The sequence below is a fragment of the Streptomyces sp. NPDC014870 genome (assembly GCF_043081505.1).
In the GTDB taxonomy this organism is placed as follows: Bacteria; Actinomycetota; Actinomycetes; order Streptomycetales; family Streptomycetaceae; genus Streptomyces.
The window spans coordinates 459,648-474,579 of record NZ_JBIBWQ010000006.1; the positions used below are offsets into that span (position 1 = coordinate 459,648).

Annotated in this window: 14 protein-coding genes and 1 other RNA gene; 2 read left to right on the forward strand and 13 right to left on the reverse strand. The window is 71.1% G+C overall.

Translation table 11 applies throughout. The features are described 5' to 3' along the window. Positions 1 to 156 precede the first annotated feature (156 nt). The 6 genes from ACF09C_RS20155 to ACF09C_RS20180 all read right to left on the reverse strand — a co-directional run bounded on the left by ACF09C_RS20155 (position 157) and on the right by ACF09C_RS20180 (position 7,304). A complete protein-coding gene (locus ACF09C_RS20155; RefSeq protein ID WP_017237029.1) occupies positions 157 to 438 on the reverse strand; it encodes an HU family DNA-binding protein in 282 nt (93 codons plus the stop codon). Between the two features lie 412 nt (positions 439 to 850). After that, on the reverse strand, positions 851 to 2,290 hold the full coding sequence (locus tag ACF09C_RS20160) for an NAD-dependent malic enzyme (RefSeq protein ID WP_392092914.1): 1,440 nt from the start codon (positions 2,288 to 2,290) through the stop codon (positions 851 to 853). A gap of 443 nt (positions 2,291 to 2,733) precedes the next feature. Then, complete coding sequence (locus ACF09C_RS20165; RefSeq protein WP_392093017.1) at positions 2,734 to 5,079, reverse strand: HelD family protein; 2,346 nt, start codon at positions 5,077 to 5,079, stop codon at positions 2,734 to 2,736. 101 nt (positions 5,080 to 5,180) lie between these two features. Continuing rightward, a complete protein-coding gene (locus ACF09C_RS20170; protein ID WP_392092916.1) occupies positions 5,181 to 6,074 on the reverse strand; it encodes a zf-HC2 domain-containing protein in 894 nt (297 codons plus the stop codon). Next, a complete protein-coding gene (locus tag ACF09C_RS20175) occupies positions 6,071 to 6,658 on the reverse strand; it encodes a sigma-70 family RNA polymerase sigma factor (RefSeq protein WP_362423382.1) in 588 nt (195 codons plus the stop codon). Before ACF09C_RS20175 ends, ACF09C_RS20170 begins: the two co-directional genes overlap by 4 nt. A 94-nt stretch (positions 6,659 to 6,752) precedes the next feature. After that, the gene (locus tag ACF09C_RS20180) at positions 6,753 to 7,304 is read right to left on the reverse strand and encodes an ABATE domain-containing protein (RefSeq protein ID WP_392092917.1); all 552 of its coding nucleotides are present in this window, start codon (positions 7,302 to 7,304) and stop codon (positions 6,753 to 6,755) included. Positions 7,305 to 7,418: 114 nt separating this feature from the next. Here ACF09C_RS20180 and ACF09C_RS20185 point away from each other — a divergent pair, with 114 nt between their 5' ends. Continuing rightward, positions 7,419 to 7,658, forward strand: coding sequence for a hypothetical protein (locus ACF09C_RS20185; protein WP_392092919.1), 240 nt, complete (start codon positions 7,419 to 7,421; stop codon positions 7,656 to 7,658). Further along, positions 7,655 to 8,050, forward strand: coding sequence for a type II toxin-antitoxin system VapC family toxin (locus tag ACF09C_RS20190; protein WP_392092921.1), 396 nt, complete (start codon positions 7,655 to 7,657; stop codon positions 8,048 to 8,050). The genes ACF09C_RS20185 and ACF09C_RS20190 overlap by 4 nt, the downstream gene beginning before the upstream one ends. Positions 8,051 to 8,075: 25 nt before the next feature. Here the strand turns inward: ACF09C_RS20190 and ACF09C_RS20195 are convergent, their stop codons facing one another. The 7 genes from ACF09C_RS20195 to ftsE all read right to left on the reverse strand — a co-directional run bounded on the left by ACF09C_RS20195 (position 8,076) and on the right by ftsE (position 14,813). Beyond that, positions 8,076 to 9,212: a uroporphyrinogen-III synthase gene (locus ACF09C_RS20195; protein ID WP_392092923.1), complete on the reverse strand. Its 1,137-nt coding sequence runs from the start codon at positions 9,210 to 9,212 to the stop codon at positions 8,076 to 8,078. A 76-nt stretch (positions 9,213 to 9,288) separates the two neighbouring features. Then, complete coding sequence (locus ACF09C_RS20200; RefSeq protein ID WP_392092925.1) at positions 9,289 to 10,662, reverse strand: nitrate/nitrite transporter; 1,374 nt, start codon at positions 10,660 to 10,662, stop codon at positions 9,289 to 9,291. A 212-nt stretch (positions 10,663 to 10,874) separates the two neighbouring features. Then, positions 10,875 to 11,244: a transfer-messenger RNA gene (gene ssrA, locus ACF09C_RS20205) on the reverse strand. A gap of 110 nt (positions 11,245 to 11,354) precedes the next feature. After that, a complete protein-coding gene (smpB, locus tag ACF09C_RS20210) occupies positions 11,355 to 11,897 on the reverse strand; it encodes an SsrA-binding protein SmpB (RefSeq protein ID WP_392092926.1) in 543 nt (180 codons plus the stop codon). Positions 11,898 to 11,915: 18 nt separating this feature from the next. Continuing rightward, on the reverse strand, positions 11,916 to 13,106 hold the full coding sequence (locus ACF09C_RS20215; protein WP_392092928.1) for a S41 family peptidase: 1,191 nt from the start codon (positions 13,104 to 13,106) through the stop codon (positions 11,916 to 11,918). Positions 13,107 to 13,184: 78 nt separating this feature from the next. After that, complete coding sequence (ftsX, locus tag ACF09C_RS20220; RefSeq protein WP_362423403.1) at positions 13,185 to 14,102, reverse strand: permease-like cell division protein FtsX; 918 nt, start codon at positions 14,100 to 14,102, stop codon at positions 13,185 to 13,187. Between the two features lie 21 nt (positions 14,103 to 14,123). Continuing rightward, positions 14,124 to 14,813, reverse strand: a complete 690-nt coding sequence (ftsE, locus tag ACF09C_RS20225; RefSeq protein ID WP_260229593.1) for a cell division ATP-binding protein FtsE — start codon at positions 14,811 to 14,813, stop codon at positions 14,124 to 14,126. Positions 14,814 to 14,932: the final 119 nt, after the last annotated feature.

Genomic DNA, 14,932 nt, shown 5'->3' on the forward strand with positions numbered 1-14,932 from the left:
GCTCGGGTCGCGCGCCGGGGCGGGGGGGTGTTGTCCCCCCCGGGGGGGGGGGGGGGGGGGGGGGCCCCCCCCCGGGGCCCCCCCCCGGGCCCCCCCCCCGGGGGGGGGGGCCCCCCCCTTCTGTCGCTTCAGGCCCGCTTCCAGGCCCTTGGCGCCTTACTTGCCCTTGGCGGCTTCCTTGAGCTTCGAGCCCGCGGAGACCTTCACGCTGTAACCGGCCGGGATGTTGATCGGGTCGCCGGTCTGCGGGTTACGAGCGGTGCGAGCGGCACGGTGGGTGCGCTCGAAGGTCAGGAAGCCGGGGATGGTGACCTTCTCGTCGCCCTTGGCGACGACCTCGCCGACGGTCTCGGCGAGAGCGGCCAGCACGGCGTCGGCGTCCTTGCGGGTCACCTCGGCGCGGTCGGCCAGGGCGGCCACCAGCTCACTGCGGTTCATGTTGTTACTCCCGTGTTCTTCTTGCCTGTGAGGCGTGCCACGCGGCGGAGCCGCATAGTGGGCACAGCGATGCCGATGCTGCCAGGGCCCTCGGACAGTCCCCGGACCCGGGTCTGCTGACAGACCCTCGCGCCCGAATAGGCATCCTGCCCCCACCAGCGGCGGGAACGCCAATCCAGCACTCTCTGGGGTCACACGAAAAGCGCCACGGCCTCCGGCGTGGTGACGTTCCGTCGACTCCGCCGAAACTCTTTGGAGCCGAACAGCCACCCTAGAGGCGGGTTTACGGCCCCGCGACGCGCGACGCGCCGGGCGCGGGGGCCGACGTCCGGCCGATGTCCGTCCGGACATCGGACCGGCGTCGGACCGACGTGGGGCCTCGTACGGCCCCACACGGCCCTCCGACGGCCTGTCAGAGCCCGTTCGTCCCGTTGTCGCCGGCGCCCGCGCCGGCCGCCTTCGCGGCCGTACGGACGGCGCCCGCGACCGCGCCCGCGACCTTGTCGTTGAAGACCGACGGGATGATGTAGTTCGGGTTCAGCTCGCCCTCGGTGACGACGTCGGCGAGGGCCGCGGCGGCCGCCAGCATCATCTCCGTGTTGACCGTGCGGGACTGGGCGTCGAGCAGACCGCGGAAGACACCCGGGAAGACCAGCACGTTGTTGATCTGGTTGGGGAAGTCCGAGCGGCCGGTGGCCACGACGGCGGCCGTCTGGCGGGCGATCGCCGGGTCCACCTCGGGGTCCGGATTCGCGAGCGCGAACACGATCGCGTCGTCCGCCATGGCGGCGACGTCGTCCGCGCCGAGCAGGTTCGGGGCCGAGACGCCGATGAAGACGTCCGCGCCGACGACGGCCTCCTTGAGGGTGCCGGTGACGCCCTCGGGGTTGGTGTTGTCGGCGATCCAGCGCAGCGGGGTGCCCGGCGCGGCCTCGACCAGGTCCTCGCGCCCGGCGTGCACGACGCCGTGGATGTCGGCGACGACGGCGTGCTTGACGCCCGCCGCGAGGAGCAGCTTCAGGATGGCCGTACCGGCCGCGCCCGCACCGGACATGACGACCCGTACGTCGCCGACGCCCTTGCCCACCACGCGCAGGGCGTTGGTGAGGGCGGCGAGGACGACGATCGCGGTGCCGTGCTGGTCGTCGTGGAAGACCGGGATGTCGAGGGCCTCGCGCAGCCGCGCCTCGATCTCGAAGCAGCGGGGCGCGGAGATGTCCTCCAGGTTGATGCCCGCGAAGCCGGGGGCGATGGCCTTGACGATCTCGACGATGGCGTCGGTGTCCTGGGTGTCCAGGCAGATCGGCCAGGCGTCGATGCCGGCGAAGCGCTTGAAGAGGGCCGCCTTGCCCTCCATGACGGGCAGGGCGGCCTTGGGGCCGATGTTGCCGAGGCCGAGGACCGCGGAGCCGTCCGTCACGACTGCGACGGAGTTGCGCTTGATGGTGAGGCGGCGGGCGTCCTCGGGGTTCTCGGCGATCGCCATGCACACCCGGGCCACGCCCGGGGTGTAGATCATGGAGAGGTCGTCACGGTTGCGGATGGGGTGCTTGGACGCCATCTCGATCTTGCCACCGAGGTGCATCAGGAACGTACGGTCGGAGACCTTGCCGAGGACGACGCCCTCGATGGTGCGCAGCTGCGCGACGATCTCGTCGGCGTGCGCGGTGGAGGTCGCGGCGATGGTGACGTCGATCCGGAGCTTCTCGTGGCCGGAGGCGGTCACGTCGAGGCCGGTGACGGAACCGCCGTGGGACTCCACCGCGGTGGTGAGCTGGGAGACCGCGGTCCCGCTGGCGGGAACCTCCAGCCGGACCGTCATCGAGTACGAGACGCTGGGCGCCGTTGCCATGGCCGAGTTCCTCTGCTTTCCCTAGCTTCGTTGCTACGCCGCCCCGGCTGGTTGCCCGGCGGCGCCCTCCGATCGTCGCACCTACCAGCCGGTAGCAGGTAATGCGGTCATATTGTTTTCGGAAAGTAGTTTCCACCATACGAGAAACCATGGGGAAACAGAAGAGGTCCGCGATCACCCGTGGGTGACGCGGACCTCTTCTGTATGTACGTCCAAGATGGCACCGACCCGCCATGCTCGCCTCGCGGCAAGTGGTCCCTCTAAGGGACGAAGGTTGGGCCCGGGGGCTTGGATCGAGCCGGTGCCATAGACAGGCTAACAAACCACCCTGGTAAGTGATTCCTGCGACGCAGGTTGACCTGAAATCAGCCCTGAACAGCCCCGATCGACCCCGATCGGCCGCGACCGGGGCTGTTCAGCCCTGGAGACCGGCGCCGCCCCGGTCAGTCCCTCAGCAGGTCCGGGACCCCCGCCTCGTCCGGTACGTCACGGGCGCCCGAGACCACCGTCAGCTGCTGGGTGGCGCGGGTCAGCGCCACGTACAGCACCCGCAGGCCGGCCGGGGACTCGTCCGCGATCTCCGCGGGCGAGACCACCACCGTGGCGTCGTACTCCAGACCCTTGGCCTCCAGCGAGCCCAGCGCCACCACCCGGTCGCCGAGCTCGGCAAGCCAGCCGGCGGCCTGTTCGCGGCGGTTCATGGCGACCACGACACCGACCGTGCCGTCCACCCGTTCGAGCAGCCGGCGGGCCTCCGCCCGTACGGTTTCGGCCAGATCGCCCTTGTCCGGCAGCGCCACGAAGCGGGGCTCCACACCCGTCGAGCGGACCGCGCGGGGCGACTCCTTGCCGGGCATGGCGAGAGCGAGCACCTTGGCGGCCAGCTCGGCGATCTCGGCCGGGTTGCGGTAGTTCACGGTCAGCTCGAAGCGGCGGCGCGGGCGGCTGCCGAGCGCCTCGTCGCGGGCCTCGGCCGCCTCGTCCGGGTTCGACCAGGAGGACTGCGCCGGGTCGCCGACGACCGTCCAGGTCGCGGTGCGGCCGCGGCGGCCGACCATCCGCCACTGCATGGGCGTCAGGTCCTGCGCCTCGTCGACGATGACGTGCGCGTACTCGGTGCGCTCCGCCGCGAGCCGTTCGGCCCGCTCGCGCTGCGTCTCCTCCCGTACGGGCATCAGCTCCTCCAGGCCCGTCAGCTGGTCCAGCGGGTCGTACTCCCGCTTCTTGCGCGGTCTGGCGGGCGTGCCGAGGAGGGTGTGCAGCTCGTCCAGGAGCGCCACGTCGTGCACGGAGTAGCCCTCGCGGCGCAGCGAGCGGGCGACCCGGCGGACCTCGCCCGGGTTGAGGACACGCCGGGCCCAGCGGCCGAGGCGCTTCTCGTCGGCCATCGCGTCGAGGACCTGGCGCGGGGTCAGCTCGGGCCACCAGGCGTCGAGGAAGGACAGGAAGGCGTCCTCGGTGGAGACGTCCTCGTCGAAGGAGGAGCGCAGCTCGGCGGCGAGTTCGGGGTCGCTGTGCCGTCCGGCCGCGCCGGACTTGGCGTACAGGGCGTCGAGCAGCAGCTTGCGGGCGCGCGGGCGCAGCAGGTTGACGGGCGCGGAGCCGCCGAGGACGTTGTGCCGGATGCGCTGGAGCTCGTCGCCCTCCAGCTCCAGGCGGCGCCCGAAGGCGACGACCCGGAGGCGGGTGGGCGTGCCGGCGGGGGCGGTCGCGGCGGCCGTGTCGTCGTCGTCCAGGGCGAGCTGGGCCTGCCGCGCGGGCGCCGGGCTCTCCAGGGCGCCGCGGGCGGCCTTGCGGAGCACCGCGAGCATCCGGGAGGAGCCCTTGACCCGGGCGACGGCCGGTTCGTCGTAGGTGGTGGCCTCCGCGCCGACGGCGTCCTGGGCGAGGGAGCCGAGCGCGCGGATGGCGACCTGGCCCTCCTCGCCGAGCGAGGGCAGCACGCCCTCGGTGTACGACACGAGCAGCGGTGTCGGGGAGACGATCAGGATGCCGCCCGCGTAGCGGCGCCGGTCCTGGTAGAGCAGGTAGGCCGCGCGGTGCAGGGCGACCGCCGTCTTGCCGGTGCCCGGGCCGCCCTCGACGTACGTGACGGAGGCGGCGGGCGCGCGGATGACCAGGTCCTGCTCGGCCTGGATGGAGGAGACGATGTCGCGCATGGTGTGGCTGCGGGCCTGGCCGAGCGCGGCCATCAGGGCGCCGTCGCCGATCACCGGCAGCGCGCGTCCGTCGAGGGTCGCGGTCAGCTCGGGGCGCATCAGGTCGTCCTCGACACCGAGGACCTTGCGGCCCTTGGAGCGGATGACGCGGCGCCGCACCACACGGCCGGGGTCGACCGGCGTGGAGCGGTAGAAGGGCGCGGCGGCGGGCGCCCGCCAGTCGATGACGAGCGGGGAGTAGTCGGAGTCGAGGACGCCGATCCGGCCGATGTGGAGGGTCTCGCCGATCTCGGCCGTGTTGTCGGGCCGTACGGCGTCCTCGGCGGGCTCGACGGAGGTGTACGCGCCGTCGGGGCCCTTCTTGCCGTCCTTGCCGAACAGCAGGTCGATCCGGCCGAAGAGGAAGTCCTCGAACTCGTTGTTGAGCCGGTTGAGGTGCACCCCGGCCCGGAACACCTGGGCGTCCCGCTCGGCGAGCGCGCCGGGGGTGCCGACCTGGCCGCGTTTGGCGGCGTCGTTCATCAGGAACTCCGCCTCGTGGATCTTCTCCTCGAGGCGGCGGTAGACCTTGTCCAGATGTTCCTGCTCGACACCGATCTCACGGTCCCGGACCGAGTCGGTGGCGTCCATGGCGGCGTCCACGGCCTCCACGGCTTCCTGCGCGGCCACTGAGGCCCCCTTCTGACGTGCACTGGGCAGCCGTCGAGCGTACGCCACAGGGGGCCGAAATGTCAGGCCTCGACCTCCACGAGGCGTTCGCCGTCGAAGGTCCGGACTTCGAAATGGTCGATGTCGCCCCGGTCCATGGCCGCGCCACCGTGGACGTAGAGCGGGTTCTTGGCGGACTCCTGGGTGGCTCCGGGGATGCCGTACCCCCACTTGGGCACGGCCCAGGAGGTCACGACCTCCTCCTCACCGCTCTTGGAGACGGCGACCAGCCGGCACTTCAGCGGGCCCTTGACGTTCTTGAGCTCCAGGACGGTGTGGGTGCCCCAGCCCTTCTTCTCCAGGCCGACGGTGGCGCTGACCTTGGTCGTCGGGTCGGTGGCCTGGATCTTCTCGTCCATGTGGTGGAAGAAGGCGTCCTCGGCCGGGCTGGTGGGGTGCGGGTGCGGTGCGACGGCCTGGCTGCTCCTGTCCCCGCCGGAGGTGGCGACGACGGCGACGGCGGGACCGCCGACGACCAGGATCGCGGCGGCCGCGACGAGGTACAGCGAGCGGCGGCGTCGCGCGGCGCGCTTGGCGCCGACCTCGTCGATCAGCCGGTCGAGCAGCTCGGGCGCGGGGGCGACGGCGATCGGCTCGGCGGGTGTGCGACGCGGCCGGGGCAGCGGCGGGGACATCGGCGGGCCGGGAGCGGCGGCGGGCGACGGCGGGCGGGGCGCGAAGGCGTCGAAGGCCTCGTCGGTGTAGGGATCGAGGAGCGGTGGGCGGGGCGCGCCCTGGGCCTCGGCGTCCGCCAGCATGGCGAGCATCGGCTCCATCCCGGCGAACTCCTCGACGTGCGCGGCGCACACGTCGCAGTCCACCAGGTGCGCCTCGAAGGCGGCGGCGTCGACGTCGTCCAGGATGCCCAGCACGTACGCGCCCGCCGCGTCGTGCGGCGGTGTCATGTCGTTGCTCATGCCGATACCCCCCTCTCCTCCAGCGCGAGCTTCATCGAACGCAGTGCGTAGAACACCCGGGAACGCACCGTCCCTGCGGGTATGCCGAGGGTCTCGGCCGCCTCATTGACCGTACGCCCCTTGAAGTAGGTCTCGACCAGCACTTCCCGGTGGGCGGGGGTCAGGTCGTCGAGCGCGTCAGAGAGCGTCATCAGCCACAGAGCCTTGTCGATCTCGTCCTCCGCGGGCAGGACCTCGAGCGGTGACGGGTCGACCTCCTGCGGCCGGGCCTGCCGGCTTCGGTGTCCGTCGATGACGATGCGCCGGGCAACCGTCACCAGCCAAGGTCGGACGGAGCCGGTCGCCCGGTTGAGCGCGCCGGCGTTCTTCCAGGCACGGATGAGCGTCTCCTGCACGACGTCCTCGGCGCGCTGGCGGTCGCCGGCGACGAGACGGAGTACGTAGGCGAGCAGGGGACCGGCATGTTCGCGATAGAGCGCACGCATCAACTCCTCGTCGGGGACGTCGGGGCGGACCCGCGACGTCTCGCTGCGATGCCGGGCCCGATGCGGACGTTCATCGGCCACGGCCGCATCCTTGCGCACCTGAACCTCCCCGGTCGAGTCCTTGTTGTCGTGCAGGGGTACGGAGCGGGGTGCGGGTTCGACTCAACGGCGCGCGAACTTTTTTCGCGATCCCTCAGACGACCGTGTCCGCTCTTCGGGCTGCCCGATGCCGGGCAACGCGCTCGCGGTTGCCGCAGGTTTCGCTGGAGCACCAACGGCGGCGGCGCCCGCGCGAGGTGTCCAGGTAGCAGCGGCGGCAGTCGTCGCGCTCGCAACGGCGCAACTGGGCGCGGGCGGTGGGGTCGGTGAGCAGGTCGACGGCGTCCCGTGCGACGGCGGCGAGCAGGGCGCGGCAGTCGGGTTCGGCGTCCAACGCCCGTACGAGCCCGCCGGTTTCGGTGCGCACGGCGCGGGGCGCGGGTGGTGCGGAGGCGGCGGCGAGGGCGTTGAGGCGCGCCAGTGCGCGGTCGGCGCGGCGGCCGTCGAGCTGTGCGTGGGCCAGTTCGGCTACGCAGTCGCGCAGTTCGCGGAAGCGGACGACCCAGAGGATGTCGAGCGCGCGGAGCGTCGTGGCGGCGGGGACGAGTCCGGCGGCGCGCAGGAAGTGGTCGAGCGCCCGGGGTTCGCCGAGCGGTTGGGCGGCCAGGTCCAGGCTGATCCGGCCGGAGTCGAACCGTACGGTCATGGCACCAGAGTGCTCCGGAACAGCCGGGGCGGCTAGCCCCGCGGCACGGAGTCGCCGCGGAGCACGAGCGAGGAGCAGTGGACAGAGCCGGCGTCGTGCATGCATTATGCATGCATGGTTGCTCTCCAGATTCGGGACGTACCGGACGAGATCCGCGACATACTGGCCGACCGCGCCCAGCAGCTGGGGCAGTCCCTGCAGGCCTACCTGCTGGCCCTGGTCACGAACGAGGCGGCCAGGGCGAACAACATCGCCCTGCTGCGCTCGTTCGAGGACCGCACCGATGGCACGCGCGCCACGACGGCCGAAGCGGTCGCCGAGATCGCGGACGCGCGTGAGGAGCGCGCCAGGTGATCGTCGTGGACGCCTCCGTGTACCTGGTGGCTCTCACCGACGACGATGTCGCGGGCAAGGCGGCCAGGGCACGCCTGATGCGTGACCCTCATTGGGCGGCACCCGAGCACCTCTTCACCGAGGTGTTCCACGCTGTCCGTGGGCGTCTGCTGGGCAGGAAGATCACTCAGCAGCGCGCCGACTCCGCCGTGGCCGCCCTTGCCGACACCGCTGTCGAGACGATCGAGGTGAAGCGGCTCCTGCCCCGCATGTGGGAGCTGCGAGAGAACGTGTCCGGCTATGACGCGGCGTACATCGCGGCCGCCGAGGCCTTCGCCTGCCCGCTGGTCACAGGCGACGCCCGGTTGAGCCGCTGCGGCGCCGCGCGCTGCGAGATCGAAGTGATCGGCTGAGGGCGCACGGCCCCACCGCACGCCCCTACCCGTCGTACTTCGTGTCCGCGACCGGGTCCAGGGCGAGCCGGTAGCCGCGCTTGACGACCGTCTGGATGAGCTTGGGGGTGCCGAGGGCCGTCCGGAGCCGGGCCATCGCCGTCTCCACCGCGTGCTCGTCCCGGCCCGCGCCGGGCAGGGCCCTGAGCAGGTCGGGGCGGGAGACCACCCAGCCGGGCCGCCGGGCCAGGGCCGCGAGCAGGGCCATCCCGGCCGGCGGGACCGGGCGCAGCAGGCCGTCGACGAGGACCGCGTGGCCCCGGATCTCGATCCGGTGGCCGGCCACCGGCAGGCTGCGCGCCCGGGCGGGCAGCTCCTGGCAGAGCAGCTGCACCAGTGGACCGAGCCGGAAGCGCTCGGGCTGGAGGGTGTCGATGCCGTGCGCCTGGAGCGGCAGCGCGGTCACCGGACCCACGCACACCGCGAGCACGTCGTGCCGCAGGGCCGCGAGGAGCTCGGGCAGCGCGCCCCGGTGCTCCGCGCGGGACAGCAGCGAGGCGGCGGCCGGGGCGCTGGTGAAGGTCACCGCGTCGAGCGCGCCCGCCAGGACCCCGTCCAGGAGCCGGTCGAGCGGGCCGATGTCCTCGGGCGGCATCCACCGGTAGACCGGTACGCCGACGACCTCCGCACCGCCCGCCGTGAGCGCCTCCACGAACCCCGGCAGCGGCTCCCCGTGCAGCTGGAGCGCGATCCGCCGCCCCGCCACGCCCTCGGCGAGCAGCCGGTCGAGGACCTCGGCCATGGACTCCGAGGACGGCGACCACGACTCGGTGAGACCGGCGGCCCGTACCGCCCCCTTGACCTTGGGGCCGCGGGCGAGCAGCTCCACCCCCCGCAGGCGGTCGAGGAGTGCCTCGCCGTGGCCCCAGCCGTCCGCCGCCTCGACCCAGCCCCGGAAGCCGATCGCCGTCGTGGCGACGACGACGTCCGGGGCGTGGTCGATGATGTCCTTCGTGGCGGCGAGCAGTTCCGTGTCGTCCGCGAGCGGCACGATCCGCAGCGCCGGGCCGTGCGTCACGACCGCGCCCCTGCGGCGCAGCAGCGCGCCCAGCTCGTCGGCTCGCCGTGCCGCGGTGACCCCCACGGTGAACCCCGCGAGGGGCCCCTGCTCTTGCTCGTCCATGGGAGCCGAGCCTGACGGGAAAGCGTGACGGATGCGGTTCACCTGGATTTCCTGCCCGTTACGGACCACTGGGGGATCACACCTCGGCGTAACCGAGCTGCCGTGCCTTCTCGCTGGCACCGTCCGTGCCCTCGACGCCCTCCGCCGTGTCCGGTACGGCCGCCGGCCGGCGAAGGTATACCGCCCAGGTCACGACCATGCAGGCCGCGTAGAAGAGCAGGAAGGCGACGAAGGCGGCGGTGCCGGTGCCCGCGGCCAGGAAGGACTGCCGGAAGGCCAGGTTGATGCCGAGCCCGCCGAGCGCGCCCACGGCCCCGATCAGCCCCATGGAGGCTCCGGAGAGCCTGCGGCCGTACGCCTCCGCCGCCTCGCCCGAGAGGCCCTTGCGGTGCCCCTGCGCGAGGAAGATCGCGGGGATCATCTTGTACGTGGAGCCGTTGCCGAGCCCGCTGAGGACGAAGAGCCCGATGAAGCCGACGAGGAAGACGGCGAGCGACTCGGCGACCGACGCGTAGACCACGACCCCGGTCGACGCGGCCATCGCGGCGAAGGTCCACAGCGTGATGCGGGCGCCGCCGTACCGGTCGGCGAGGGAGCCGCCGACGGGCCTGATCAGCGAGCCGAGCAGCGGCCCGATGAAGGTGAGCGAGGCGGCCTGGAGCGGGGTGCGCCCGAACTGGGTCTGCAGGACGAGCCCGAAGGCGAAGCTGTAGCCGATGAAGGAGCCGAAGGTGCCGATGTAGAGGAAGGCCATGATCCAGGTGTGGCCGGCCCGCACGGCCTCCTTCGCGGCGCCGGTGTCGTTCTTCACCGGGGCGAGGTTGTCCATGAAGAGCGCCGCGCACAGGGCGGCGACGACGATGAGCGGGATGTACACGCCGAGGACGATCCGCGGGTGCATCGCCCCGGCGGTGCCGATGACGAGGAGCCCGACGAGCTGGACGACGGGGACGCCGATGTTCCCGCCGCCCGCGTTGAGCCCGAGCGCCCAGCCCTTCTTCCGAAGAGGGAAGAAGGCGTTGATGTTGGTCATGGAGGAGGCGAAGTTGCCGCCGCCGACCCCGGTGAGCGCGGCGACCAGCAGGAAGGTGCCGTACGAGGTGCCCGGTTCCATCACCGCGTAGGCGACGCCGGTCGGCAGCAGGAGCAGCAGCGCGCTGACGATCGTCCAGTTGCGGCCGCCGAACCGCGCGACGGCGAAGGTGTACGGGACGCGGATCAGCGCCCCGACGAAGGTCGCGGTCGCGATCAGGAAGAACTTGCCCGCCGGGTCGATCCCGTACTGCGGTCCCATGAAAAGGACCATCACGGACCACAGGCTCCAGATCGAGAATCCGATGTGCTCGGAGAGCACGGAGAAGAGGAGATTGCGCCGGGCGATCTTCTCGCCCTGCTCGCGCCAGAAGGTCTCGTCCTCCGGCTCCCAGCGTTCGATCCACCGGCCGCCCATCACGTACCTCCACGGTGTCGGGTCCCGAGCGTCCAGATGCTCTGGACCTCTGTGCGCTGACGCTAGGGAAGCCGCGTTTCGGCGCCGGTGGCGTGAAGTGACGGGTACGGAACCTAGCTCTCACCGGACCCGCACAACTGCTGTGAGCACCCGGGCACGACAAAGGCCCGGCGGTCGTCGTGACGACTGCCGGGCCCGTGCCCACATGGGATGAGTGGAGATGGCGGGAATCGAACCCGCGTCCAACGGTGCGGAACCAGGGCTTCTCCGTGTGCAGTCCGCTGCGATTTTCTCAGCCCCGGAGATCACGCGGACAAGTCTCCGACGGGCTCAGTCACTGTTTGATTTCCTCCCAGGCCCCGTGACCGGGTCTAGGAGTTTAGATCCCTTGATGATGCCAGGATCCGGGTCGGGATCACCCCCGGGCTGACACTTCGCAAGTCGCTACTTAGGCAGCGAGGGCGAAGGAATCGCGCTTGGTGTTGGCGATTATTGGTTGCGACATATGGTTAACGAGATCATTGCCGCTTCCTCGACACGCTTCCCCTGCTTCGACATCCGCTGTCGAAACCGATCATCCCCATGTTGATTTTTCAAGGCGCGCACCCGCTGTGAGGTGCGTGACCCATCGTACGTGACGACCGCGTACGGTTGCCAGCGACTTAACGGGGCCCTGCGCGCGTTCGCGGTCCCTACGTGAGCTGGGCCGCCCGCTGGCGCCGCTTGGCCGCCGCGATCGCCCGGCTCGTCTCGCGGGTGTCCTGCTTCTCCCGCAGCGTCTGCCGCTTGTCGTACTCCTTCTTGCCCTTGGCGAGCGCGATCTCGACCTTGACCCGGCCGTTGAGGAAGTACAGGGCGAGGGGCACGATCGTGTGACCCGTCTCCTGCGACTTCGACTCCAGCTTGTCGATCTCCGCGCGGTGCAGCAGCAGCTTGCGCTTCCGCTTCGCCGAGTGGTTGGTCCAGCTGCCCTGGGAGTACTCCGGGACGTGGATGTTGTGCAGCCACGCCTCGCCCCGGTCGATCTGGACGAAGCCGTCGACCAGCGACGCACGGCCCATCCGGAGCGACTTCACCTCGGTGCCCATGAGCACCACACCGCACTCGTAGGTGTCGATGATGTGGTAGTCGTGGCGCGCCTTCTTGTTCTGCGCGATGAGCTTGCGCTCAGGACCCTTGTCCTGGTCCTTCTTCTTGGCAGGCTTGCCCTGCACGTTCACGAGTCCCTTTGCCATAGTGCGGCCATTTTCGCACTACGAGCCCCCTCCGAGGCCACTCAATACTGTTCTCGCCCGCTCCTCGGCCCGCCCGCCCCCGCTGTCGCCGACCACCAGGTCGGGGGTGATGCCGAGGCCGTCGACGCCGTGTCCCGCCGGGGTGCGGTAGTGGCCGACGGTCAGCTCGGCGACGGAGCCGTCGGGCAGCGTGCTCGGCATCTGCACCGCGCCCTTGCCGAAGGTGCGCGAGCCGACGGTGACGGCCCGCCCGCGGTCCTGCAGGGCGCCTGTGAGCAGCTCGGCCGCGCTCATGGTGCCGCCGTCGACCAGCGTCACCACGGGCCGGGCGGTGTCGCCGCCGCTCTGCGCGTACAGCGCGCGCTGCTCGCCGTCGACGTCGTACGTGGCGACCAGACCGCCGTCGAGGAAGGCGGAGGCGGCCGCGGTGGCCTCGGCGACCAGACCGCCGGCGTTGCCCCGCAGGTCCAGGAGGACACCGGCGCCGGCCGGGGCGCTGCGTACCGCCTCCCGCACCCGCTCGCCGACGCCCTTGGTGAAGGCGGTCACCTTGATCAGTACCGCCCCGTCGTCGAGGCGCCGGACGGTGACGTCGTCGCTGGCGAGCCGGGCCCGGGTCAGGGTCTCGGTCCAGGCGGACCGGCCGCGCTCGACACCGAGGGCGACGGTGGAGCCGGCCCGCTCGGCGCCGTCGCCGCGCAGCAGGGCGACGACCTCGGAGACGGAGAGCCCGGCCAGGGAGCGCCCGTCGACGGTGACGAGCCGGTCGCCGGCGCGCAGCCCGGCCTTGGCGGCGGGTCCGCCCGCCTGGACGCGGGAGATCTCGATCCGGTCCGCCCCGGCCTTGCGCGCGGAGAGCCCGACGCCGGTGTACGAACCGTCGAGGGCCTGCGCGAACTCCTCGAACTCGGCCTTGCCGTACACCGCGCCCCAGCGGTCCCCGCTGCGGCTGACGAAGTCCTCGGCGGCCTGCTTGCCGGACTTCCCGTCGGCCATGGCCTCGGCGGCGGCACGGGAGAGGTCGGCGGGGTCGACGGTGTCCCGGTCCCGGGCGGGCGCGGCCTGCGGGGCGCGCTTGAGGGCGGTGGGCTCCTGCCGCGGCAGGACCCCGGTGGCCGCGGCCGTCGCGAGCACTCCGGCGAAGACCAGCGTCAGGGCGGCCCCGCGCAGTACGCGGGGCCGCGGACTTGGTTCGGGGCCGGTAGGCATGGCGCTCACTCTAGGACAAAGCAATGGCGCCGTACGGTGGTTGACCGTACGGCGCCACGAGTGACAGCGGGGTCCTTGTCACACCTTCAGGTACTTGCGCAGCGCCACGAAGGCAGCAAGGGCCGGCATCAGCAAGCCGATGGCGAGGACGAGCGGCAGCTTCGCGAGCACGGCGTCCCAGCCGATGAAGTTGACCAGCTGCATCTTGTCGGCGAGCGCGATGCCGTGGTCGATGAGGAAGTACCGGCCGACCAGGAGCATGACGCAGGCGACGGCGCCGCCGAGGAGACCGGCGAAGGCGGCCTCCATGATGAACGGCATCTGGATGTAGAAGCTGGAGGCGCCGACCAGCCGCATGATGCCGGTCTCGCGCCGTCGGCTGAAGGCGGAGACGCGCACCGTGTTGACGATCAGCATCAGCGCGATGACCAGCATCAGCCCCATGACGCCGAGGGCGGCGACGTTCATGCCGTTCATCAGGTCGAAGAGGTTCTGCAGGATGCCGCGCTGGTCCTGGACGGACTCCACGCCGTCCCGGCCGGCGAAGGCGGTGGCGACGACCTTGTACTTCTCCGGGTTGTCGAGCTTGACCCGGAACGACTCCTGCATCTGGTCGGGCGTGATGACCGAGGCGATGGCGGTGTCGCTGTACTGCTCCTTGTAGTGCTTGTAGGCCTCGTCGGTCGTCTCGTGGTGGACGGTCTCGACGATGTCCATCTTCTTCAGATCGGCCTGGATCTGCTCCTTCTGCTGCGCGGTCACCGCACCCTTGGCGCACTTGGGGGAGGTGGCCGCGTCGTTCTTGTTGCAGAGGAAGATGGAGACGTTGACCTTGTCGTACCAGTAGTCCTTCATCGTGCTGACCTGCTCGCGCATGAGCAGCGCACCGCCGAACAGGGCGAGCGAGAGGGCCACGGAGACGATGACGGCGAAGGTCATCGTGAGATTGCGGCGAAGGCCGACGCCGATCTCGGAGAGCACGAACTGAGCGCGCATGGTGATCTGTCCCCTACCTGCTCAGTGCTGGTATCCGTAGACGCCGCGCGCCTGGTCGCGGACGAGGCGGCCCTTCTCGAGCTCGATGACGCGCTTGCGCATCTGGTCGACGATGTTCTGGTCGTGGGTCGCCATGACGACGGTGGTCCCTGTCCTGTTGATCCGGTCGAGCAGCTTCATGATGCCGACGGAGGTCTGCGGGTCGAGGTTGCCGGTGGGCTCGTCCGCGATGAGCAGCATGGGCCGGTTGACGAAGGCCCGGGCGATGGCGACGCGCTGCTGCTCACCACCGGAGAGCTCGCCGGGCATCCGGTCCTCCTTGCCGCCGAGGCCGACGAGGTCGAGGACCTGGGGCACGGCCTTGCGGATCTCGCCGCGCGGCTTGCCGATCACCTCCTGCGCGAAGGCGACGTTCTCGGCGACGGTCTTGTTGGGCAGCAGCCGGAAGTCCTGGAAGACGGTCCCGAGCTGGCGCCGCATCTGCGGCACCTTCCAGTTGGAGAGCCGGGCGAGGTCCTTGCCGAGGACGTGCACCTGGCCGTGGCTGCAGCGCTCCTCGCGCAGGATCAGCCGGAGGAAAGTCGACTTTCCGGAGCCGGAGGAACCGACGAGGAAGACGAACTCCCCCTTCTCGATCTCCAGGGATACATCCCGGAGCGCGGGGCGGTTCTGCTTCGGATAGGACTTGGAGACATTGTCGAATCGGATCACGGATGCACCACGGTCGGCCGGGAGTAGGTGTGCGCGACCTTACGCGACCCGGGATGACCCGCGCAGTCGCGGTCCCGGCTTGCGCGGTTTATCCTTTTCGCCCTCCGGGGCGGAAGCGT